Annotated in this window: 15 protein-coding genes; 11 read left to right on the top strand and 4 right to left on the bottom strand. The window is 61.9% G+C overall.

All coding sequences use genetic code 11. The annotated features are described in order from the left end of the window. Together mblB and cap2-3 are read left to right on the top strand one after the other, a co-directional pair. Positions 1-1,067: anti-phage 6A-MBL system MBL-fold protein (gene mblB, locus EIP75_RS18445; protein ID WP_125244752.1), on the top strand; the 1,067-nt coding region annotated here is incomplete at its 5' end. Between the two features lie 5 nt (positions 1,068-1,072). Continuing rightward, positions 1,073-3,334 (top strand): anti-phage 6A-MBL system cap2_3 protein, encoded by a 2,262-nt coding sequence (gene cap2-3, locus EIP75_RS18440; protein ID WP_125244751.1) that lies wholly within the window; start codon positions 1,073-1,075, stop codon positions 3,332-3,334. A gap of 214 nt (positions 3,335-3,548) precedes the next feature. Here cap2-3 and EIP75_RS18435 read toward each other — a convergent pair whose 3' ends face one another. After that, positions 3,549-4,865, bottom strand: a complete 1,317-nt coding sequence (locus tag EIP75_RS18435; RefSeq protein ID WP_125244750.1) for a hypothetical protein — start codon at positions 4,863-4,865, stop codon at positions 3,549-3,551. Next, the gene (locus EIP75_RS18430; protein WP_125244749.1) at positions 4,855-9,993 is read right to left on the bottom strand and encodes a Cdc6/Cdc18 family protein; all 5,139 of its coding nucleotides are present in this window, start codon (positions 9,991-9,993) and stop codon (positions 4,855-4,857) included. Before EIP75_RS18430 ends, EIP75_RS18435 begins: the two co-directional genes overlap by 11 nt. A gap of 1,597 nt (positions 9,994-11,590) precedes the next feature. On the opposite strand from EIP75_RS18430, the gene EIP75_RS24175 reads away from it, so the two are divergent. After that, complete coding sequence (locus EIP75_RS24175; protein ID WP_158622905.1) at positions 11,591-11,728, top strand: hypothetical protein; 138 nt, start codon at positions 11,591-11,593, stop codon at positions 11,726-11,728. 242 nt (positions 11,729-11,970) lie between these two features. Here EIP75_RS24175 and EIP75_RS18425 read toward each other — a convergent pair whose 3' ends face one another. Further along, positions 11,971-12,612: a pyridoxamine 5'-phosphate oxidase family protein gene (locus EIP75_RS18425; protein ID WP_125244748.1), complete on the bottom strand. Its 642-nt coding sequence runs from the start codon at positions 12,610-12,612 to the stop codon at positions 11,971-11,973. A gap of 112 nt (positions 12,613-12,724) precedes the next feature. Between EIP75_RS18425 and EIP75_RS18420 the strand changes: the two genes are divergently transcribed. Further along, on the top strand, positions 12,725-13,663 hold the full coding sequence (locus EIP75_RS18420; protein WP_125244747.1) for a LysR family transcriptional regulator: 939 nt from the start codon (positions 12,725-12,727) through the stop codon (positions 13,661-13,663). Between the two features lie 69 nt (positions 13,664-13,732). Here the strand turns inward: EIP75_RS18420 and EIP75_RS18415 are convergent, their stop codons facing one another. Next, positions 13,733-14,407 carry a TetR/AcrR family transcriptional regulator gene (locus EIP75_RS18415; RefSeq protein WP_125244746.1) on the bottom strand — a complete coding sequence of 225 codons (675 nt, stop codon included), beginning with the start codon at positions 14,405-14,407 and terminating at the stop codon, positions 13,733-13,735. Positions 14,408-14,492: 85 nt separating this feature from the next. On the opposite strand from EIP75_RS18415, the gene EIP75_RS18410 reads away from it, so the two are divergent. The 7 genes from EIP75_RS18410 to EIP75_RS18380 all read left to right on the top strand — a co-directional run bounded on the left by EIP75_RS18410 (position 14,493) and on the right by EIP75_RS18380 (position 22,770). Next, complete coding sequence (locus tag EIP75_RS18410) at positions 14,493-15,500, top strand: HlyD family secretion protein (protein WP_125244745.1); 1,008 nt, start codon at positions 14,493-14,495, stop codon at positions 15,498-15,500. A 5-nt stretch (positions 15,501-15,505) separates the two neighbouring features. Next, positions 15,506-17,308, top strand: a complete 1,803-nt coding sequence (locus EIP75_RS18405; RefSeq protein ID WP_199758648.1) for an ATP-binding cassette domain-containing protein — start codon at positions 15,506-15,508, stop codon at positions 17,306-17,308. Next, positions 17,305-18,459 (top strand): ABC transporter permease, encoded by a 1,155-nt coding sequence (locus EIP75_RS18400; protein ID WP_233584938.1) that lies wholly within the window; start codon positions 17,305-17,307, stop codon positions 18,457-18,459. The genes EIP75_RS18405 and EIP75_RS18400 overlap by 4 nt, the downstream gene beginning before the upstream one ends. A gap of 4 nt (positions 18,460-18,463) precedes the next feature. After that, entirely contained in the window at positions 18,464-19,576 is a 1,113-nt protein-coding gene (locus tag EIP75_RS18395) for an ABC transporter permease (RefSeq protein ID WP_125244743.1), read from the top strand. A gap of 3 nt (positions 19,577-19,579) precedes the next feature. Next, a complete protein-coding gene (locus EIP75_RS18390) occupies positions 19,580-21,202 on the top strand; it encodes an efflux transporter outer membrane subunit (RefSeq protein ID WP_476561145.1) in 1,623 nt (540 codons plus the stop codon). Positions 21,203-21,325: 123 nt separating this feature from the next. Beyond that, a complete protein-coding gene (locus tag EIP75_RS18385; RefSeq protein WP_125244763.1) occupies positions 21,326-22,342 on the top strand; it encodes a peptidoglycan DD-metalloendopeptidase family protein in 1,017 nt (338 codons plus the stop codon). Between the two features lie 173 nt (positions 22,343-22,515). Beyond that, positions 22,516-22,770 (top strand): hypothetical protein, encoded by a 255-nt coding sequence (locus EIP75_RS18380; RefSeq protein WP_125244741.1) that lies wholly within the window; start codon positions 22,516-22,518, stop codon positions 22,768-22,770. Positions 22,771-22,846: the final 76 nt, after the last annotated feature.

Raw genomic sequence — 22,846 nt, 5'->3', positions numbered from 1 at the left:
GGGGATACGGGGGCAAGATCATCGCAAAAGATCTGCGCGACCGAATCAAGAAAGACGGCAAGGGGCGGCCGTATGTGGATGCATTCCTTCTGAGCCATCCTGATGAAGACCACTGCCGTGGACTTGAGCGGCACTTCCACCTGGGTCCAATCGCCGACTATCCAGACGACGCCAAGGAGTACAAAGACAAGAAGATCGTGATTCGCGAGATGTGGTCGTCTCCCATCGTCTTTCGCCGTGCGAGCAAGAGCCACACGCTTTGTAGGGATGCGGAGGCTTTCGACAAGGAGGCACGCCGTCGTGTGGCGTTGAACCTTGAGAAGAAGTTCGTCGTTGATGATGGTGACCGGATCCAGGTGATGGGTGAAGACGTCGATGGTAAGACTGACGACTTGGAGCCCATCTGCAGAAAAGTGAACACAACGTTCAACACCATCTGTGGGCGGTCATCGAGCTACTTCTCGGCCTATCTGCTTGGCCCCATCGAAGCTCAAGACGAGGAGGACAAAGAGGAACTTCTCGCGAAGAATCAGTCCAGTATCATCATAAACTTCACGCTTGCCGCCGATTCCAAGACACCTGACGGGGCCAAGTTCTTGTCCGGAGGTGATGCTGAGGTTTACATCTGGCGAGAGCAATGGTCTAGGCACAAGCACGAAGTTGCGGTCTTGCAATACGACCTCTTGCAAGCGCCTCACCACTGCTCTTGGCACTCGCTGTCAGAAGACAGCTGGTCCGAAAAGAAGAGAAAAGCAAAGGTCGATGCTGACGCCCGCTCCGCTCTTTCACAAGTTCGCAGCGGAGGCTTCATCGTGGCAAGTTCGAAGCCGATCAAAGATGATGACAAGGATCCGCCATGCATCCGGGCAAAAGAAGAGTACGAGGACATCCTTAAAGGTGTCGGTGGTACCTTCTACTGTACGGCCGAATACCCTAAAGAGGCATCGGTTGAGCCACTGGAGTTCACGGTCGGCAAGAACGGTCTGACGCCGCCCGCCAAGACGGATTCCGGGGCCAAGGCTGCGAGTGTCATCACTGCAGCCAGAACACCTATGCCTCACGGCTGATAGCGATGCAGAGCATTCTTGATGTGTTGGCCTTGCTGAAGCGCCATCCTTCCGTGAGTAGTGTCGTCCCCGCCGCTTCTACAAGCGATGGAATCGAGGTGATGGCCGTAATCGATGTCGAGCTACCCAGCCGGCTTCGAGCCGCCGGAGTCACACCAGAGGGCGTTCGCGCCAAGGAGCCTTGCTGGTTCCAGTTCTCCGGAGACTGGCCGCTCAAAGCTCCTACCGTTTGGCTTCGTGAAGACTTCCCTCTCGCCCTACCGCACATCAATCCGCGCCTCGCCGGGCAGCGCGTGAACCCATGTCTTTTTGAAGGTTCACTGCATGAAGTACTGCACCGCTTCGGATTCGAACGGATCGTTGACCAACTTTGCATCTGGCTGAACAAGGCCGCCGCTGGGCAGCTCATCGATCTGGCTCACGGGTGGGAGCCGACTAGGCGAGACACATGCCCCTCAACGACTGTGTTTAGTGCAGAAGAAGCCATCGAAAAGACGCCAAAGGATGGCAGCCTGTTGACGTCACAGGGAACATACTTCACCACTGACGGGAGTCTTTGGGCTGTGGCAGAAGAGAGCTTGCCTGCGGCCGATCCAGAGTTCACCCAGACTCACAGGAAGCATAGGTCGCTAACTTGGGCGAGTGGGTCAGTGCCGTTCTTCTTCCTTCGGTGTGTTGATGAAGCAGGGGATCCCAGAGTGGTCTCTGACTACGCGCCGGAGACCGTCGATGACCTTCCATCCTTGCTGGAGAAAGCAACTTGCCTTGGGGCAAAAGTTGACCTGTTGGAGGGAGCGCTAAAGAGCTTCACTTTCCAAATGACGCTGCAGAGGCCTTTGCGTCCTGCCCATGAGGCCGATTGGTCGCTTGGATTGTTCGCTGTTGTAGTACTGCTTGTCCACCGGCCGGCGTCTCTGGTCGGGTCGCCAGGTCGAGATGTTGAGGTGCTGCCATATGTTGTCAGGTACACCCTTGATGAAAAGAAGCCACTTGCCCCAGTCAGCCAGGCACACCCCGCCTTTCATGCACAGTGCGTCACGCCAGCACTACTTTCATCGGTGTCAGGCTTACCGTCAGATCGCAAGCGACTCCGTTTGGCAATTCTTGGCTGCGGCAGTCTGGGTTCGAAGGTTGCGCTGCATCTAGGACGCACTGGCGCAGGCAACATGGCTCTTGTTGATAACAAAGTCTTTGCCCCGCATAACAATGCTAGGCATGCATTGATTCTCCCAAGAAGTTCTGCAGTACTCCCGAACAAGTCGCTGTTGATGGAGCAGGCGATGGCGGAATTGGGCCACAAAGATTGTGAGTCTTTTGAACTCGACGCTGTCGATGTTTTAAATGATTCGGACTTGGCAAACAACGTGTTTGGCACCGCTGAAGCGGTCATCATCGAAACGACGGCATCGTTACGTGTTTCAGCCGCAGCGGCGCTGTCAAAAACTCTGGCTGCCCTGCCTTCTCGCCGCTTTGTGCAAGCGGGCATGTATGCCCAGGGTAAGGCGGCCTATCTATTTTGCGAGGGTGAGCATCGAAAGGTCACTACAGAGGACCTTCGCTCGGGACTCTTCGAGCTGTGCCGCCAGGACGAAAGAGTGAGGGCCATCCTGGCTGGAGATACATCCGACCCAACGCGCATCTTTGTTGGCGACAACTGCAGTTCCATGACGATGCCCATGCCAGACAGCCTGGTTTCCCGCGCTGCGGCGCTCATCTCCGTCCAACTTGAACGGTGCATTATCGAGAACCCGCCAATCAATGGGAAACTTTGCTACGGAATCGAAGACGCCACAGGCGTCGGAATGACATGGCATTGCGACGACGTTCTTCCTACGGTTGTTTTTCCCGCACCAGATGAAGATGGCTGGACCGTTCGCCTGCTGGAGTCCGTGGCTCAGATGATTGATCTTGATGCCAAGAGGTGGGGGCGACTAGAGACTGGCGGCGCGCTGCTCGGGCATGTCTCTCCTATCACACGGACCATTACCGTGGCAGGACTAGTTGATGCGCCACCAGACAGCATCCGCACCGAATCCAGATTCATTTTGGGAACAAGCGGTCTTGTGCCCTCACTGCGAAAAGCTCATCAACAATCCTTGGGGCACCTGCAATTCGTTGGCACTTGGCACAGCCACCCAATGGGTGGAAATCACTCAGCTCTAGATAGGAAGACGCTGAAGTCAATCGCTGAAGCCTTTGCCGGACTGCCTGCGTTGTCGTTAGTGTGGACACCGAGTGGTTTCAGTTGCGAAATAGCGGCTTCGTAAGCGAGGTGCCAGTTAGTTGAGTAGACCCGTCGTTAGTGGCCATTGGAAAACGCAGTACCCCAATCGATTCTGCGATGGTCTTCGGCGCTCGAACATAGCACAAGGCCATACCACCATCAAACTTTGGCCCCCCAGTTCATGAACATAGATCACCGGCTTACCTTGGAAGGATGAAACGGCCTCCTTAACAAGGTAACGCCAATCGGGCGCTTTTTTAGTCGTCGAAGCTCTCAAGAAGCTGGCGAGCATGATCTACGTGTCGCCAGTTAACGTAGTGCCCATGCGCAATCGCATTACGCAGCAACCGAGTGTTGCCGTACATCGGGCGGCTTCCGTCCGTGCTACTCGCCAAATTCTGACCGAGTGATGCGAACGCCCAGGCGTCATCCGGCGTTACCGGACGAGCCGGAAAGGCTGCAGGATAAACGATGAACCGGTCGCCGCCTCGCTTAAATCTATCTTGGCCATCAAGCGCTTCAGCCGATACCGCGCGGTTCCGCTTACCGTGAAGGCGCACAAGAATCTGGCTTTCAAACTTCAGACAAAGCGCCATGATCTCTCCCGCCAGGGGCGCACAGACCAGCTGATGCCGCAGCCCCCAAACATACTTGCGGGGAAGGCTGGTATGAGCCAGTAGTGCACGAGACGCCCAGGGAACGACCTGGAAGCTATTCATAGCGGGCGGACGCCAGAGCAAGTGATGCTGAAATAACTGGGAGCGAAGCAGCTGCCGGCGGCTGGAAGTGAAGTTGGCCAACGAACCGACTATTTCATGCGCTTCTTCAAGGTCCGCTTTGCCGGAATGCTCCTGCAAAGTCAGCACTGCATGCTCCTGCAATAACCGCTCCAACTCCTCATCATTTCCAGGTGGGCATTCGGCAATTTTGTGTCCCAGCGAAAGCGCGTAGGCAATACTGCCCCCTGCCTCCCACGCTATTCGATGATGGACGTAGGCTGGCCAGAGATCCTCGGCATTGCTAATCGACGATGCCTCTACGAGGACGCTATGCGATGGATGCCCGAATCGAAAGTCGCACGCAGGCTGTACATCCACGACATTCCTGTGGTCGATTACTATCGCTGCTAACGCAGAAGTTTTGGTGGACTTGCGAAAGTGTTCAAGCAGCATTACCAGTTGAAGCCAGTCGTCAGGATGGACAGCTGAGCCCTCATGGAAAACTAGAAGCAGACTGCGGTCCCGTATGCGTGCCTCTATCCTGCCAAGCGCTTCAAATGGCGGGATTGATGAGTCGAGTTCGAAAGCATGGATCATGGCCTGTACGGGTGTTCCAAGCTCGGCTCCGCAGCTGACATAGCAGATGTCCAAACGAGACAGGCCAGCGTTGATCCCGTGAACGAAGCGAGAAATGGAGGGTCTTAGCAATGCGCTAATACGTGCTTCCTCGGTATGCAGGACGCAGAGGGAGCCTTCATGGACCCAAGGTTTCCCTTCGGCCCAATTTGCAAAGGTGCGCGAACCTCGAAATGACCAAGGTGACGTGAATCCTGCCAGCGTTAAATCAAGCTGCACGATAGGATCCTAGCGCCTTGATTAACCGCAGCAGAGGGCCGTTGCGATCAAATCGTACGCGCCCTAATGACCGGGCCCCTGAATCATCGCTGGTCTCTACTCGGGTAGGTAGGAGCCCAGCATCGACAAGCAGCTTGATCGCCTGCCAATCTCCAGCTTGACTTAGAGGAGCATCGATCCCGGCGTCCGACAAGCCCAGCATCATCCAGCAGTCTTGGAACTCCTGTTCCAGATGGAACTCATCGGACACTTCCTCCGCCACATGTGCCGCCATGACTAGCAGTTGGACTTCGCGCGGCAAAAGATGTCCGGGTTGGGCTTCATCACACAGCCTCGATGCGAGTTCCGGCAAATACGCCTCAAACTGATCCAGCGCCGCTTGCAAGTCAGCTGACGTTACATCGGTTCCAGGTGACTGCGTTAGCTTTAGATCCAAAGCGTCCACTAAATACGGCGCGAACTCTGTGGCCTGCGCAATGCGGGCGATAGCGTCGCTGGAGCTGAAGTGGAGTGCCCTGGAAACCTCAAACCACCACGCAAGGGTGGCCTGAGTCATGCGCCCAAGCGTGACGACCTCTACAGGTACTTCGCTACCGGCAAGTGTGTGCTTCACGGCGGCGCGCTGTAGATCGAGGCTTCCAATTAGCACAAGAGGGCGGGAAGCCGGAGCGTTTAACAGCATTGACCAATGTGCAGCCGAAGCATTGCAAAGAACTCGCACTCCACTGGGCAGAGACAACGAATTTCCCTTGGCTGACGAGAGATCCAAGAGACCGTACCTGTCGCAACCAAGGCGGTCAGGTACGCCACACTTCTGGTCCAGTAGAGACCTTACCCAGTGGCCGCTGACAACCACTAGTTTGCAAATCGCCGTATCTGGCTCTCTGTACCAATATCGAACTGTGTTAAGTGCACTCTCCGACAACACGCTCTCTGCTAGGCGTCTTTGAGCTCCGCCCGCGCGGATGGTTTGGATTTGCTGCCGCACATCCTGCTCGACATCTGACTGACGTGTGAGGACAGTAAGAAAATGCGGAAAGCGGAGACGGTACTCCCGATCACCGAGGCGGCGGGTGGACTCTGCTTGAGTAAGCAGACCCCGGTCTATGAAATCCTGCAGATGACGTTCGATCTCTGCGAGTGGCGATGAATCCAGGCGTTCTAGCCAATCGAGGTTTGAATCGATTTTGTTTAGCTTGGTCAGTACCTGAACAGCGCCATCGGTTAATGCAAATCCCGGAGCCAAGTCTTTCAAGGCTAGCAAGGTTGCCCCAAAGACGACCGCACCAACCCGGTTGCCTTGGAAGTTGTTGTTTACTACAGTTTTGATCTCGTCAAGCACCGCCTGTTCGGCCAGCGTAGCACTCACCTCCTCGCGAGAGACGATAAGCTTCTCTCTGTGCGCAGATCTTGTGGCACGGCGCAACCGCTTGATAAGGCTTTCTCCGAACCGAATCAGCACTGCAGGTTGGAATCCACAGCGCATTGCTACAAACGGTGCATGGCTGCCCAGAGAAATTCCCACCCGTCCTAACATGCCATGGAGAAACTTGATCGCTTCGCTGTCCTCCAGTGGTGGCAAAAGAAGCACATCACCAGCATTAGCCCAAACGCCACCACGCGTATTCGTGGTTCGATAGCCTGAGAAGAGCGTCCGAATTCTTGGAAGCCCCTTGCCGTCCTGAGCAGGCAGCTGCTTCATCATTCGGAAGCTAAGCGACCCCTCTCGATCATGGTTGTAGTCCGCCTTGTTGTATCGAATAAGCTGGTCTTCGACAAATGCGTCGGCTTCGTCCAGGATAAGCAGTACGCTGTGTCCCGGCTTCTCGGTCAGGAAGTTATTCATGTAATTCATGAACCGAGCAGCCGCTCCCAATCCACGCGCATCGGGACTCTCCTGTAGCCCGAAGCGCTCAATCATCGCTGCAAGAATTGCATCCACGACCCACGACTCCGAGTCACCGCCCGCAATGGTGATGAAGAAGACGTTCAAGGTGTTCTCTGAGTCGAGCTTGCGCCCGTCGTACCGGTCGGCGACGTATTTCAGCAAAGCACTTTTGCCAAGCTTTCGACCTGAAAAGAGGCGTGTGTACTCGGCACCGAGGGCAATTTTTCTCGCCTCCTGCTCACGGCCAACATAGGTTTCCAGGCGCACATGCTGGCCGTCCAGGCTTGAAAATGGCGATGCATCGAATAGATCGATTTGCTCCAACAATATCTCAATGAACGGGACAAAGCTTTGAGGGCGGCTTCCAGCGAATGAGGCGCATAGACGGCACACGTCAATGTCGTCAATGATGGCTGCTGTGATACCACGCTTACGCAGGTCCGAGCAAAGCTCGTCGCGACGCGAGAGAGCGATTCCCGGAGCCAAGAAGGCGTAAAGAACGCGCGTCGCTTCGTCGCTTTTTGCTTCCGTAGCCCAGTTACTGGGAACGCTGTTTCCACGAACTATGGCTTGAGGCAGCGGCGTCATGACGATCTGACCGAACTCTGCAAGCTGAGGCAGAAAAGTTGGGTTCATTCCCGTCTTTTGGAAGTACCGCCGGATTGCTCCGCAGTTGACGATTACCTTGCGTGGCTGAAGTTCACGGAGTTGGCCGAGGAGGACGGGCCGCCGCTCCCCCCGCACTCGCTCGGTTTCACCACTGACCAAAGCAAAAAGTAACTTCGGGAGCGAATCGCGCTGTTCGCCTTCTATGGCACCTGACGACCAAGCGTCCGCCAAATTCCATTGTTCTTCAGTTGAACCGCGCAAATCCTGTGCGAGCTTAGTTCTGGGCTCTCGCCACAACTTAATTGCGTCGTCACGCCACAGTGTGCGGCGTCCGCTGCGCCGACCTGAATCAACTTCTGGTACTGCACCGCCGTGCAGCAGTGCAAAGCCCGCTCTGTAGTCGCCATCCTGAAAGTAAGGGGCAGCCCGCTCGGCCAGTTCTGGCGAAGTTGCCTGCGCCTGCTCTAGGAGCTTGCGAGCTGTATCGTCTCGCTGAGTCACAGCAAGCTCGATGCTACGTGTCAGCCATGTTAGACGCAGCAGACGTTTGTTGATCGAAATGCTGGCATCGGACTTGGGCCGCATCATTTCTCGGGCCTCGTCGACGACGCTCTTCAGCCGCGCCTCGTCAGGCACCATAAGGTCATCGCAGGCACTCCAAATTTCTTCCAGCCGGCGGGTCGCTTCGAAGGTCTCCGCTGAAAGGTCGAAGGTGTGCTGGTGCAATAGCGTGCGTTGGTGATCGAGCAAAACATCGGTATGCGACAGTGCCGCGAGCACGTCCCGACGCGTGCTTTCAGCGGCAACATTCCTCAGCGCTGAGAGGAAATCCTCGTCGCTACTGGGATTGTCAGCTTCACTGGCAAACCAGTTCTGCAATAGAACGCTTGCAGCTCTTGGTTCTTCGACATCGCGCACTCGCAAGCCATCTTTGGCAATACCAGCACGTGTCAGTGCGGCCGGCGCAAGAAAGCGAATGACATCGATGTGGTTCAACAAATGGCGAGCGCTCAGACGTAGCAACTGTGGCTGCGGGTTCTGCTTCAGGACTGCGGAAAACAGTGACGCGCATAGCGTGTCTGTGGTGCCCGAGGAGCCTCCGGCCAGAAGACGCATGCCTGCCTCAAACGGAATACCATCGTAGGATGTCTTGGCTCTGTCTTGCGATCGCCGCGTCTCCAACGCCAACAGAGCGTCAGCGAGATGGCTCACGGCCGCAATAATCTGCTGAGCTGCGCCATCCGCCGCAGATCGGTCCTGATGCTTCACGTTCGCGCTGTCCATGATGCGCACAAAAGCGCGCCCGATTCCAACGACGCGCGAGCCAATACTTGATGCTGGCACCTTCGGAGAAGCAAGGCCCTTCGGCCCACTTGGCGCAAGTTCGTCCCGCAGCGGGACGACCTGCTCTTGAATAAAGCGTGTCCAAGCAGCTCGGCAATGAGTGCGTTGGATCTTTCCTCCCGCTGCGCTCCACAAGGCCGTGACTTCTCGCTTCAAAGCCTCTTGCGCCTTTCGGAGGCTGTCCTCAAGTTTCGCCAAGGGCTCCGGTCTGGCGTCGAGCAATCGCAGACGTAAGGACTCCAAGGGATCCACTTGAGATGACCAGCCGTTCAGCAGAAAGGTAATTACCTCATTGATAGCCGAATCATGATACGAAGCTCGTTCTAGGAGCTTTTCGATATCAAGCGGCGTGAACGTGCATGGCAACGTAGGCCTCAATGCCTCCAGCATGAGCCTAACGCCGAAGCTTACGTCATAGACGTTAGGGCTGAGCATGACCTGACGCAACCGGTCCACCCGTTCGGGTTGACGCCCTGCGGTGGGAAATTCCGGTGCGGACAAGAGCTCCTCAGCCTCATCCATATCATTCAGGTTGAGCGGCGGGGTGGCCCCGGCCTCATCCGCAGCGCGCGCAAATAGATAGGCCATTCCGGCATCGCCACGTTCCCATGCCTGCAAGGCAAGGTTGGAAACAGCCGGAGCGAAACCCGGAGTGCTCCAAGGCGCGAGGACGACAACGCCTGAAGCGTCTACCCAATGGTGGCAGAAGAATTCCTGGAACGATTGGAACTCCAGAGTTGCCAAGTCGGACTGCCCCTCAACGAGCGTTAAGGGAATGCCATTTACCTCGGCGGTCGGCATCGTCGAATGCTCACCCGTCACCAAGAGCTTTGGATCCGAAGGTGTCTCAGAGGCCTCTACGATCCCCGTAGGCCACTCAGAATTTAGTTGCTCCGTGACATCGGTTTCCGTAGCCTCTTCAGGTGACGCGCCTGCAGATCCGACAGCTTCGCTAGTTACTGGCGCAGCCTCCCCCCGCGCGATAGACTCCGGCTCAAGCGCTCGTTCAGCTGGCTCAGGGTGCGACGTGCTCGTCAGCGCACCAGTAACAGATGCATCTGGATCGAACGGGCGGAAGGTAAGTTTGCCGCGCACCGCCGCGAAGGCAATCACACGACCAAAGACAACCTCGACTTCTAACTGGAGATCGGCGGCCAATTCGTCATCGAGTTGGTCACCCTCCTCAACCAGTCGCAGTAGGCTTTGGACGGCCAGTTCTGCGGCAGGTGCCAGTCCCCCTTGCTGATTGGCCTCATCCAGTTCATCGCACTTGTCACGCAGTGGCACGAACTCCGGTTCGCTTATGTGCCGGATCGCCCGACATCGCACAAGTTGCGCGTTGGCATTCGCGAGCCGACCACGGGCGGCTAGTGCCTCCCGGAGATCGGCTAAATGCGAAGTCTCGACGTTCAATTGAGAAGCAGCGGCGGAATGTGCAGCGTCAAGTTGCTCCCAATTCTCGATTACATGGATTAGGTCAGGAACCTCGCCTGCAGAAGCTGATGCTGCTGCCGTAAGGAGAAGGTCTTTTAGTTTCTGAAGGTCTGATTCAAGTGTCTGCAACGAGGATTCATCGATCGGCAGACATGAGACCTCTGCCCCGTCCGGAATTGGCAATGAGGGGGGATCGGTTGGGACCATCCCGCCATTGCCACATGTTGGCACGATTGACTGTACGACAGGGGCCTCAACAACTGGCGATAGCTTCAAACTCTCAAGTGCAGGTCTCAACCCGATCCAGCCAGGGTCCGACAACATTAGGCCGGCACAGACTAACGTCATCTGACGTGTTCCATGAATGGAGGCCAAGCTCAATGCATCGTGCTGAGCATTGTCGGAAGAGAAGGTCGGGACCGGCCCCTTCCTAGTACCCACATCATTGTGCTCACAACCAAGCACATCCAGGAAGTCGTTTAGAGCCGCAGTGAACGCAAACTGGATCCAATTGCACGTAGCCCCTATGAGGAACTCCTGCGCCGCCGGTCCTGCCAAGAGCAACTGCCCCTTGTGCCGCCCAATGGAACGCCTAACTTCGTCCGCCGACAGCAGCCTCACCTTTGCAATGAGCGGGAGCTTCACGCCTCGCGTATTTTTCACGGACTCTAATTCGCGTAATGCGAAGCAGAGCCGCTCATATCGCCCAGATCGACGATCCATTTCAGAGCCGTACTTGCCGGCGTTTCGCCAGAAGGCTTCTTGCTCGGCGGTGGTCAAATATGACCACAGCGACTGAAATTGCCCCCATGCTTCCGCCCAGTTGAATCCAACGCCCCCAGTCATTCGAAGCCACCCCTGAAAATATTTCAATTCGTATCGATTGTCTACCAGAGCTAGCAGTGATCCGTGCTTAAAAGGTGACTAAACACCTAAGATTTTCCCCAGTTCGCGTGCGCCATGCTCTCGGGTCGCCAATGCTGTTGCACAGTTCGGAAGCATCAACTTTCTCCCCTGCGGGGCAGTGGATGAAACCATGCAGTCGGCTTGATGTGGCGCTCCGCATGCAGGCTTGCTGGCTGATTCATAGCGCTACAGCAAAACCCGAACGCTGGCACCTCAGCTGCGTAGATTTAGCCGTCGATGACCGTTGTAGTGCACCATGCTTCACACGTATGCTCGAAGTCGCCGCAGCATTGCGCAACTCTGAAATTTGCCGGTTTTTAACTCTGATACAAGCGTTGAAAGGTTATCTAGCGTAGTAACACGAAGTTAGAACCCTGATCACGCCTAATGAGCGAGAACCCCAAGCTGCCCCCATCTGGGGTGGCCCTGGCCGAGGCCCTGCGCGACATGGCCCAACTTGACGCCCAGCGCCCACGCGTCACACGCCTGCGCAAGTTGATCGGCCGTGCTAACGATTCCGAGATGGCACTGGGCCAGCGACATTATGACCACCTCGCTGGAGGGCTACGCCCTGCTGAAGGTGCTGGGCAAGGCCTCGGGGCTGGACGCACTGCGCCGCGACATGGCCACCCGCTTCTCGCGCAAGGCGCCTGCCGCCAAGAGCCCGGTTGGCGCGCTCTGACACTCGGCCACGGAAGTTCAAAAGCCCCGCTCGCGGGGCTTTTTCTTGACCGCTTGCTTGCCGCATCAAGGGCCGCAAGGCTTGCGCGCAAGGTTCACAGGCTCGCTGCCAAGGCATTCATCCCAGCATGCAAGCCAAACTGCTTCGGTGCGCAAAGCAAAGATCCTTGCGCGCAAGCTCGCGGTGCTTTGCGTCCAAGCCTTCTCGCTCAATGCGCAAGGCTGTCTACTCGGCAAGCCGATCTATAAGGCTTGCCCGCTGCCTCCAGCGTTCGAGAGCCGAGCCTTCAAATCCGCATTCTCCCGCTCAAGCACCGCCAGCCTGTCACGCATCGGCGCCACCGCCTCACCCACTTCCTGCTCGGTGAACCGCGGTGTGATGTGCTGTGGGCAGTTCCAATCGAACGCCTCCAGCCGCAGCTTGAAGATCCGCTCCAGCTTGGCCCGGTAGTCAGGCGCCGTCACCAGCGCCGTCAACGCCGGGTCGGCATCCAGCGCCACCTCTTCCACCCGCACATACACCTTCAGCCGGGTGCGGTGCGCGTAGTCCATCAGGAACAAGCACGCCCGGTCGTTCGCCACCACGTTGCCCGTGCTGATGTACTGCCGGTTGCCCCGGTAGTCGGCAAAGGCCAGCGTGGTCTCGTCCACCAGCTTCAGAAAGCCGCGCGGCCCGCCACGGTGCTGCACGTAGGGCCAGCCGGTCTCTGACACGGTCGCCATGTAGAAGCTGTCGCGCGCGGCGATGAAAGCCGCTTCGTGCTCGGTGAAGCGGTTGAATTCGCGGTGGCCCTGAAAGTCTTCCCACGCGTGGGCCGCGCCCATCTTTTCTTGGGCGGCACGCACGCTGGGGGTGATGGCGATGTCCAGGAATCCGTATGACATGGTGGGCCGCCGTTTCTGTGAAGTGAAGCTGGCCCCATGATGGATCCTTCCAGCAATCTTGATAATCTACCAATATCAGGAATGTTCTTACCAAAATTTGGAAGGGTGCCCCGTGGATCGTTTTGAGGCCATGTCGATGCTGGTGGCGGTGACGGAAGCCGGCAGCCTTTCAGGCGCAAGCCGCGTACTCAAGGTGCCGCTGGCCACGCTCAGCCGCAAGATCACCGATCTGGAGGCGCTGCTAGGCACGCGCTTTTTGATCCGCACCACCCGCAAACTCACGCTGACGGATGCCGGCGTGGCCTACGTGGCGGCGGCGCGGCGCATCCTGGAGCAGGTCGATGAGGCCGAGCGCAATGCGCTGGGAGAGTTCACCACGCCCAAGGGCGAGCTGGTGATCACCGCGCCGCTGATGTTCGGGCGTCTGCATGTGCTGCCCGTGGTCGCCGATTTTCTGGCGGCCTTCCCGCAGATCAGCATCCGCCTGATGCTGGCCGATCGCAATGTGGACCTCATCGACGACCGGGTAGACATGGCCGTGCGCATCGGTGCCCTGCCCGACAGCTCGATGGTGGCCACCCGCATCGGCAGCATGCGCACCGTGGTGTGCGCCAGCCCGGCCCTGCTGCTTGAGCATGGTGAGCCCAAGCACCCCCAGGCCCTGAGCACGTATCCCTGCATCACGGTGGAGTCGCCCATGCCGTCGCCATCCTGGCGTTTCCGCGATGCGGGCAGCGGCGCCATCGACATCGAGATGCGGCCCCGCCTGGTGGTGTCAACGCCAGAGGCTGCTGTGGATGCAGCGGCCCTTGGTGTTGGCGTGACCCGCGTGCTGCATTACCAGGTGGCCAACGCGGTGCAGGCCGGGGCGCTTCAGATCGTGCTCGAAGGCTTCGAGCCAGAGCCTTCGCCGGTGCATCTGGTGCATGCATCGAGGGGCGTGATGCCGCTGAAGATGCGCTGCTTCATTGATTTCGCCGCGCCTCGGCTCAAGGCGCTGCTGGGCGAGGTGGCCAACAGGCCAGCTGCGCGGCAAAACAAAGATCGTTGAACGCAGGCTCACGGGGCTTTGCGCCCAAGCCTTGCGCTCAACGCCAGGGTGCCTACTCGGCAAGCCGAGCTATGTAGCTTGCGCCTCACTCTTCCCGCTCTGCGTGTGCGCCCGCCCCACCGCCTCCAGCCCCGCCAGCGCAAACCGGTGCATGTGCGCCACGATCTCATCCCTCGGCATCTGGCGCACCAACTGCGCCGGCCCCGGCAGCCCATTGCCCGCCACCAGCAGCATCAACCCTGGGGCAGCGATGCTCACGATGCAGCGCAGCAGCGCCGGGTCGCCCAGGGGGATGCCCGTGAGCTCGCTCAGGATGCGCGCCACGATGGCCAGCTTGGGTTGCACTTCGATGTCCAGCAGCACCTTCAGGTGTGAGCTGGGCGCCAGCAGCTCCCGCGCCAGGATGCGCGCATGCCAGACGCCATCGCTCAGGGCCGTGTCGATCAGCGTCTCGATCAGGCGCCTCAGCTTGTCGGCGGGCGGCAAGCTGCTGTCGGCCAGTTGCCGCAGAGCCTCCAGCTTGATCACCCGACCATGGGCCTCCGTCAGTACCGCCTGGTACAGACCGCTTCGGCTTCCGAAGTGGTAGTTGATCGAGGCCAAATCCACCCCCGCCTGCTCGGCGATAGCCTTGCTGGTTGTTTCTGCGTAACCGTGGGCGGCGAACAGCGGCCCGGCCGCCTCCAGGATGCGGCTGCGCGTCTGCTCTCCGTCGGCACGCATGCCGCGGGTTGGCTTGCTCATTGGGTTCAGGTCATTTGAGGAACGGGCTTGATTCTCGGCGGATCTTAGTTTAAATTGAATTTAGATTTCAGTCGAGGGTCATCCCATGGACAAGAAGAAGCTCATCGCCGCCGCCGTGGTGGCCATCGCGGTGGTTGTCGGCGGCGTGCTGTGGTGGCAGCACCGGCAGCAGGCGCCATCCACCACGCTGGTGCTGCACGGCAATGTGGACATCCGGCAGGTGTCTCTGGCCTTCGATGGCAATGGCCGCGTGGCCGAGTTGCGCGCTCAAGAAGGTGACCGCGTCAGGGCCGGCGCCGTGCTGGCCGTGCTCGACACGCGCACCCTCACCTTGCAGGCCGATCAGGCCAAGGCCCAGGCCGATGCGCAGCAGCAGAACCTGCTGCGACTGCGCAATGGCGCCCGGCCGGAAGAAGTCACCCAGGCCAAGGCCCGCCTGGCCGCCGTGCAGGCCGATGCCGCCCGCGCCGAGCAGGATCTGGCCCGGCTGCAGGGCATCGCCACCGACACGCAGGGCCGTGGCGTGAGCGCGCAGGATCTGGACCGCGCCAAGAGCGCCGCGCAGGTGGGCCGCGCCAAGGTCGATGAGGCGCGCGACGCCCTGCGCCTGACCGAGCAAGGCGCCCGCAAGGAAGACGTGGCCGGCGCCGAGGCGCAGCTCAAGGCCTCGCAGGCTCAACTGGCGCTGCTGCAGCACCAGATCGAACTGGGCCAGCTCAAGGCCCCGGCCGATGCGGTGGTGCGCTCGCGCCTGCTGGAGCCGGGCGACATGGCCACGCCACAGCGGCCGGTGTACGCCCTGGCCCTCACGGGCCCGAAATGGGTGCGCGTGTACGTGGGCGAGCCGGATCTGGGCCGCGTCAAGCCGGGCATGGCCGCCCGGGTCAGCACCGACGGTGCGCCCGGCCAGCCCCTGCAGGGCCAGGTGGGCTACATCTCGCCGGTGGCCGAGTTCACGCCCAAGTCCGTGCAGACCGAAGAGCTGCGCACCAGCCTCGTCTACGAGGTGCGTGTGCTGGTCAACGACACGGGCGACGCGCTGCGCATGGGCCAGCCGGCCACCGTGCAGCTGAACACCGGCCACGCGCCATGACAGACATGGGCACCCAGCCCACCGTGGTGAGCGACGGCCTGCGCAAGGATTTCCCGGCACCGGGCGGCGGCACGCTGCACGCGGTCGATGACATCTCGCTCACGGTGCATGCGGGCCAGCTCACCGCGCTGGTGGGCCCCGATGGCGCGGGCAAGACCACGCTGCTGCGCATGGCGGCTGGGCTGCTCAAGCCCGATGCCGGGCGCCTGAGCGTGCTGGGCATTGACGTGGCGCGCGATCCGCAGGCCGTGCAGGACCGCATCAGCTACATGCCTCAGCGCTTCGGCCTGTACGAAGACCTGAGCGTGCAAGAGAACCTGGACCTCTACGCCGACCTGCACGGCGTGCCGCACGAGGTGCGCCGCGATCGCTTCAAGCGCATGCTGGACATGACCGACCTGACCCGCTTCACCGACCGGCCAGCAGGCAAGCTCTCCGGCGGCATGAAGCAGAAGCTGGGCCTGGCCTGCACGCTGGTGCGGTCGCCCGACCTGCTGCTTCTCGACGAGCCCAGCGTGGGCGTGGACCCGCTCTCGCGCCGCGACCTGTGGCAGATCGTGCAGCAACTGGTCGATGAAGACGACCTCAGCGTGATCGTGAGCACCGCCTACATGGACGAGGCCGAGCGCTGCGCCCAGGTCTTCGTGATGCACCACGGCCGCGTGCTGGCCGAGGGCGCACCCGATGTGCTGCGCCAGCAGGCCCGAGGCCTGACCTTCACGGCCGAGCCGCCACCGGGCATGGCCGCCCGCGATCTGCAGGCGCGGCTGATCGACCGGGAGGCACTGGTCATCGACGCCGTGCCCAAGGGCGGCGCTGTGCGCTTCATCCGCCAGCGGCAGGCCGACGAGGGCGCTCTGCAGGATCTGCTGCAGGGCACCGAGCCCCAGGCCCGCCCCGAAGAGCTGGAAGACGCCTTCATGATGCTGCTGCGCCAGCACCACCAGAACGACGAGCGCGATGATCAGGCCGCCGCGCTGCCCCCCAGCGAGGCCGCACCCGACAAGATCAAGGTGCAGCCCAAGGCCATGCAGGACGGTGGTGTGCCCCAGGGCGATCAGCCGGTGATCGTGGTGCGCGATCTGGTGCGCAAGTTCGGTGATTTCACGGCCGTGGCCAGCACATCCTTCGAGGTCAGGCGCGGCGAAATCTTCGGCCTGCTCGGCCCCAATGGCGCGGGCAAGACCACCACCTTCCGCATGCTGTGCGGCCTGCTGCCGGCCAGCGGCGGCCACCTGGAGGTGGCGGGCGTGAACCTGCGCCACGCCCGCGCCCAGGCCCGGGCCCGCATCGGCTACGTGGCGCAAAAGTTCTCGCTGTACGGCAACCTCACGGTGCGCGAGAACCTGGAGTTTTTCGGCGGTGCCTACGGGCTGCGCGGCCGGGCACTGCGCGAGCGCGTGGACGCGGCGCTGGCCCAGTTCGCCCTGGAGCCCCAGGCCAAGAGCGGCCAACTGCCCGGTGGCTACAAGCAGCGCCTGGCCATGGCGGCCGGCCTGCTGCACCAGCCAGACATCCTGTTCCTGGACGAACCCACCAGCGGCATCGACCCGCTGGCCCGGCGCGCCTTCTGGCGCACCATCACCGGTCTGGCGCAAGGCGGCGTCACCATCATCGTGACCACGCACTTCATGGAAGAGGCCGAGTACTGCGACCGCATCGCCATCCAGGATGCCGGGCGCGTGCTGGCTCTGGGCACGCCGCAGCAGGTGCGCGAGCAGGCCGGAGGCGACCACGCGAGCGACATGAACAGCGCCTTCATCGCCATCGTCGAGCAAGCCCGCCAGGCCGGAAAGGAGGCGCCATGACGATGACGCACACGACGTCCCCCGGCGGCGGCTTCTGGCGCCGCTTCACCGCGCTGCTGCGCAAGGAAACACGCCAGATGCTGCGCGATCGCAGCAACCTCGCCGTGGGCCTGCTGCTGCCGGTGGTGCTGATCCTGCTGTTCGGCTATGGCCTGTCGTTCGATGTGAAGAACGCGCCCGTGGCCGTGGTGATGGAAGACCACTCGCCCCAGGCCCGCGACATGCTGGCCGGACTGCAGGGCTCACCCTACATCGCGCCCGTGTGGATGACCAGCATGGTGGAGGCGGAGCAGCGCATGCGCGCCGGCGAGGTCAACGCCATCGTGCGCGTGCCGCAGGATTTCTCACGCGAGTTGGGGCTGGGCCACGGCCGGATCCAGCTGGTGCTCAATGGGGTCGATTCCAACACCGCCGCGGCGGTGGAGGGCTACGTGGGCGGCGCCCTCGCCACCTGGGCGCAGCAGCAGGCCGACCGGGCCGGGGGCAAGCCCAACGGCGTGGGCAGCGTGCAGGTGGTGCAGCGCATGTGGTTCAACGAGGCCAACACCAGCACCTGGTACCTGGTCCCCGGCCTGATTGCGCTGGTGATGACGCTGATCGGCGCCTTCCTGACCTCGCTACTCATCGCCCGCGAGTGGGAGCGCGGCACGCTGGAGCCGCTGTTTGTCACGCCCGTGCGCCCGCTGGAGATCGTGCTGGCCAAGCTGGTGCCCTACCTGGCCGTGGGTGCCATCGACCTGGCCATGTGCCTGCTGGCCGCGCACTTCCTGTTCGAGGTGCCCATGCGCGGTTCGCTGGTGGTGATCGTGATCGCCTCGATGCTGTACCTGGCCGTGTCGCTGCTGCTGGGGCTGTTCATCTCCGGCCGCACGCGCAACCAGTTCGAGGCCAGCCAGATGGCGCTGCTCACCAGCTTCATGCCGGCCATGATGCTGTCGGGTTTCGTGTTCGACCTGCGCAATGTGCCCGTGGTGGTGCAGGTGATCAGCCAGTTGCTGCCGGCCACGCACTTCATGGGCCTGATCAAGACGCTGTTCCTGGCCGGCAACCATTGGCCCATGATCCTGTGCGACGGCGGGATCCTGGCGCTGTACGTGCTGGTTCTGCTGTTCGCCACGCGCCGCACCCTGCGCAAGACCCTGGATGCCTGACGCCATGAACGACTTCATCGCCGCGCTGGCGCGCATCGGCTTCCTGATCCGCAAGGAATTGCTGGACCTGCTCAAGGAACCCTCGGCCCGCGTGCTGCTGATCGCGCCCGCGCTGATCCAGGGCCTGTTGTTCGGCTATGGCGCCACCTACGAGCTGACGCATGCGCCTTACGCCGTGCTGGACCAGAGCCGGGGTGATGCCTCGACCGAGCTGCTGCGGCGCGTGGACGGCACCGGCGTCTTCAAGCGCGAGGTCATGCTGAGCACAACGCACGACATCGCCCCGGCCATCGAGGACAGCGGCGTGCTGATGGTGCTGAGCTTCCCGGCGGATTTCGAGGCGCAGCTGGCATCGGGCCGGGCCGCACCGCTGCAGCTGATCCTGGATGGGCGCAACTCGTCCACGGCGGCGGCCGCGGCCGCGCAGGTCACCGCCATCGTCACCGACTACAACCAGCAACGCGGCGGCGGCGCGCAGGTGAAGGTGGAGCGGCGCGCCTGGTTCAACCCCAACCTTGAATCGCGCTGGAACATCATGCCCGCGCTGATCGCCAGCCTCAGCATGCTGCAGACCATGCTGGTGGCCGCGCTGTCGGTGGCGCGCGAGCGCGAGCAGGGCACCTTCGACCAGTTGCTGGTGACGCCGCTCACGCCCATGCAGATCCTGATCGGCAAGGCCGTGCCCTCGATCCTGGTGGGGCTGGCGCAATCGACCGTCATCCTGCTGATCGTGCGCTGGTGGTTCCAGATCCCGATCGCCGGATCGACGTGGCTGCTGTACCTGGGGCTGCTCAGCTTCACGGTGGCGGCGGTGGGCATCGGCCTGTCGATCTCGGCCGTGTCGGTCAACATGCAGCAGGCCATGCTCTACACCTTCCTGCTCTTGATGCCGCTGATGATGCTGTCGGGCCTGCTGACCTCGGTGCGCAACATGCCCGAGGTGCTGCAGATCGGCACCTATGCCAATCCGCTGCGCTTCGGCGTGGACCTGGTGCGCCGCGTCTACCTGGAAGGCGCCGGCTTCAGGGACATCGCCTTCGACTTCGTGCCCATGCTGGTGATCTCGGCCATCACGCTGCCGCTGGCGGCCTGGCTGTTCCGCAACCGGCTTTCCTGAACCATGGGGACACCCGCCATGCCCACACCACGCCTCGCCTGTCTCAGCCTCAGCATCGCGCTGGCCCTGGCCTTCACTGCCTGCGCCACCGGGCCTGCCTACCAATCCCCCACCGCGCAGGCACCGGACGACTGGACCACCTGGCGCAGCGGCGACGAGAGCCTGCGCATCCCGGTGGAGACCCGCCAGGCCCTGCCCTCGGCGTGGTGGCGAGCCTTCAACGACCCGTTGCTCGACCAGCTGCAGCAGCGCGCCATCGAGGCCAGCCCCGACCTGCGCACCGCCACCCTGCACTTCGCCCAGGCCCGCGTGCAACGCAGCACCACTGCCGCGCAGCGCGGCCCCGATGTGGGCGTGAGCGGTGGCGTGAGCCGCCAGCGCCAAAGTGAAGTCGGTGCGGGCACGCGCATGCTCGATGCGCTGGGCGGCGACCGTGCGCGCCTGGCGGATTTCCTCAGCGAGCCCTTCACGCTCTACCAGGCCGGCTTCGATGCCTCCTGGGAGCTNACGCGCATGCTCGATGCGCTGGGCGGCGACCGTGCGCGCCTGGCGGATTTCCTCAGCGAGCCCTTCACGCTCTACCAGGCCGGCTTCGATGCCTCCTGGGAGCTGGACCTGTGGGGCCGCGTGCGCGGCAGCATCGAAGCGGCTGATGCCGACGTGCAGCGCCAGGCCGCCCTGCTGGACCTGGCCCGCCTGAGCCTGGCCAGCGACGTCGCCCGCCACTACATCGACCTGCGCACTGCGCAACGCCAGAGCCAGCTGGCCCGCGAAGACATCGCCGCCCTGCAGGACCGCCTGGGCCTGCTGGAGGCCCGCGTGAAACGCGGCGTGATGGACCACCTGGACCTGGAGCGCCAACGCGCCGAGCTGTCAGCCGTGGAGGGGCAGTTGCCAAGCCTGCTCGCGCAGGAGAGCGGCAGCGCCAACCAGATCGCGCTGTTGCTGGGCGAGCGCCCCGGCGCCCTGCGCGGTCTGCTGGCCGTGCCCTCAGCGGACACCGCGCCGGCCACACCGCCCGACCTGGCACTGGGCCTGCCTTCGGAGTTGGCCCTGCGCCGCCCCGACATCCGCGCTGCCGAGGCGCAACTGCACCGCGCCACGGCCAGCATCGGCGTGGCGCGCGCCGACCTGTACCCCAGCATCCGCCTGGGCGCGAAGTTCGGCCATGAGTCTTACCTGCGTGGCGAGTTCAGCGATTGGGGCAGCCGCACCTGGTCCATCGGCCCCTCCCTGAACCTGCCCTTGTTCGACCACGGCCGCCGCAAGAGCGTGGTGCAGTTGCGCGAGCTGGAGCAGCAGGAAGCGGCCGTGAACTACCAGCGCACCGTGCTGCAGGCCTGGCAGGAGATCGACGATGCGCTGAACGGCTACGCCGCCGAGCGCCAGCAGGCGCAGCAGATGCAGGCCCGGCTGGACAGCACCCGCAAAGCCTACGATCTGGCCCGCGCCCGCTACGACGGCGGCACGGTGGATTTCACCGTGGTACTCGATGGGCAGCGCGCTTATCTGCAGGCACGCCGCGATCTGGTGGCCAGCCAGGGGCGGCTGGGCAACCGTTATGTGATGGTGAACCGGGTGATCGGAAATGTGCCAGGGCCGGATGCCAACGGTGCCAAACCCTGACACGCCACGTCGGCGTCTCCAGGACCAGTGATCCTGTCCCCCAAGATTGAAGTCCCCAGCACCCTTGCAGCGCCCGGCAAACCCGGTTGCAATCTGAAGCTTCCGTTTGCAAGGGAGCACGCCATGGTCATCCAGCCCGCCACCGTCGCCCGCAGCCTGTACGCTGCGGCCGCCCTGGCTTTGTCCGCATCGGCCCACGCCGTCCAGTTCATCTCCCCGCTCGGCGGCCAGCCCTTCAAGGACTGGACCATCGTCAACTACGTCGACACGAACCCTGGACCAGGCGTGTCCGATTACCTTGGCGGCATCTACTCGTACAACGGCCACGACGCCATCGACTTCACGCTGCCCAACTTCGCCGCGATGAACCGCGACGTGCCCGTGTTCGCCGCCGCCGCGGGCACGGTGGTGAGCGTGCACGATGGCGAATACGACCAATGCTCCTGGGCCGCCCCCTGCGGCAACAACCCCAACTACATCACCATCGACCACGGCGGTGGCATCACCACCCAGTACCTGCACCTGGCCAAGGGCTCGGTCGACGTGGCCGTCGGGCAGACCGTCACGGCGGGACAGACCATCGGCCTGGTGGGCAGCAGCGGCCTGTCGACCGACCCGCACCTGCACTTTGCGGTGTTCGAGAACGGGCAGGTCGTCGACACCTACCAGGACCCGGCCAAGTGGTGGGTCTCTCCCCTGCCCTACGCCGGCGACCAGCGCGGCATCCTGGACTCTGGCGTTTCCAACCACCTGCCCACCAACACCGAATGGACCTACCGCCCGCCCGAGGCCGGCGCGTTCGAGCCCAACACCGGGGCCAGGGCGTTCATGTGGGTCAACTTCTTCGGCACCAACAGCGGCGACACCATCGACTTCATCTGGCGCCGGCCCGATGGCACACAGGTCGGCAAGTCGGCGTGGAACGTGGCCGAGTATTCGTTCGCGCGCTGGGCGGCCTCCTTCATGCTGCCTGAGGACCCGGCCCTTGGCCTGTGGAGTGTCGACTTCCGCATCAATGGCACCGTGCTGGTCAGCGAGACCTTCGCGGTGGGCGCCGTGCCGGAGCCGCAGACCTATGCACTGATGGCGGCGGGCTTGATGGTCGTGGGCGGCACGCTGCTGCGAAGAAAGAAGGGCTGAGTGCAGACCGCTGACTACAATCAAGGCATGCCAGTACGCCATCGCTCCGACCCGCCTGCGCGCCCGTCAGATCAGCAGCTTCGCGAACAGTTGAGCACAAGCTGACACTCCGCATGACTCTGATCGCTGGCTGGATGCGGAAGGTCGCACTTTGGAGATGCCGGCAACGCGGCTTGTCCAGCATCCTGGAAATCCCGGACGCCACCTTCCTGGACATCGTGTCGGCACTGGAGGCCGATGGTTGGGAAGTTTATTCAAGGTACTGGGGCATGGACGCAGGCATTGACCATGACTGCGTCCGCCTGCGCCGCCACGGCGTCAAGCTCAAGTGCGAGTGGGATCGCTGTGATGACTGGCGCATGGAAGGGCCGAAGGCAACCATCCAGCAGCTTGCAGAGCGCTTCGGATTGACAGCCCCACCGCCGTAGCGATGAGACATCCCGGATCGGGCCGGGTGACCGGAGGTTTGGTACGCTGGAACCCCGGCAGCAGCCGCCCTTCCAG

This window comes from Aquabacterium soli (genome assembly GCF_003933735.1).
Lineage (GTDB): Bacteria > Pseudomonadota > Gammaproteobacteria > Burkholderiales > Burkholderiaceae_C > Aquabacterium > Aquabacterium soli.
This window is presented reverse-complemented; position numbering and strand designations above follow the sequence as displayed.

Coding starts and splice junctions, on each gene's coding strand:
- cap2-3 (WP_125244751.1), top strand. CDS start 1,073: ATGCAGAGCATTCTTGATGTGTTGGCCTTGCTGAAGCGCCATCCTTCC.
- EIP75_RS24175 (WP_158622905.1), top strand. CDS start 11,591: ATGACCACCTCGCTGGAGGGCTACGCCCTGCTGAAGGTGCTGGGCAAG.
- EIP75_RS18425 (WP_125244748.1), bottom strand. CDS start 12,612: ATGTCATACGGATTCCTGGACATCGCCATCACCCCCAGCGTGCGTGCC.
- EIP75_RS18415 (WP_125244746.1), bottom strand. CDS start 14,407: ATGAGCAAGCCAACCCGCGGCATGCGTGCCGACGGAGAGCAGACGCGC.
- EIP75_RS18410 (WP_125244745.1), top strand. CDS start 14,493: ATGGACAAGAAGAAGCTCATCGCCGCCGCCGTGGTGGCCATCGCGGTG.
- EIP75_RS18405 (WP_199758648.1), top strand. CDS start 15,506: ATGGGCACCCAGCCCACCGTGGTGAGCGACGGCCTGCGCAAGGATTTC.
- EIP75_RS18400 (WP_233584938.1), top strand. CDS start 17,305: ATGACGATGACGCACACGACGTCCCCCGGCGGCGGCTTCTGGCGCCGC.
- EIP75_RS18395 (WP_125244743.1), top strand. CDS start 18,464: ATGAACGACTTCATCGCCGCGCTGGCGCGCATCGGCTTCCTGATCCGC.
- EIP75_RS18385 (WP_125244763.1), top strand. CDS start 21,326: ATGGTCATCCAGCCCGCCACCGTCGCCCGCAGCCTGTACGCTGCGGCC.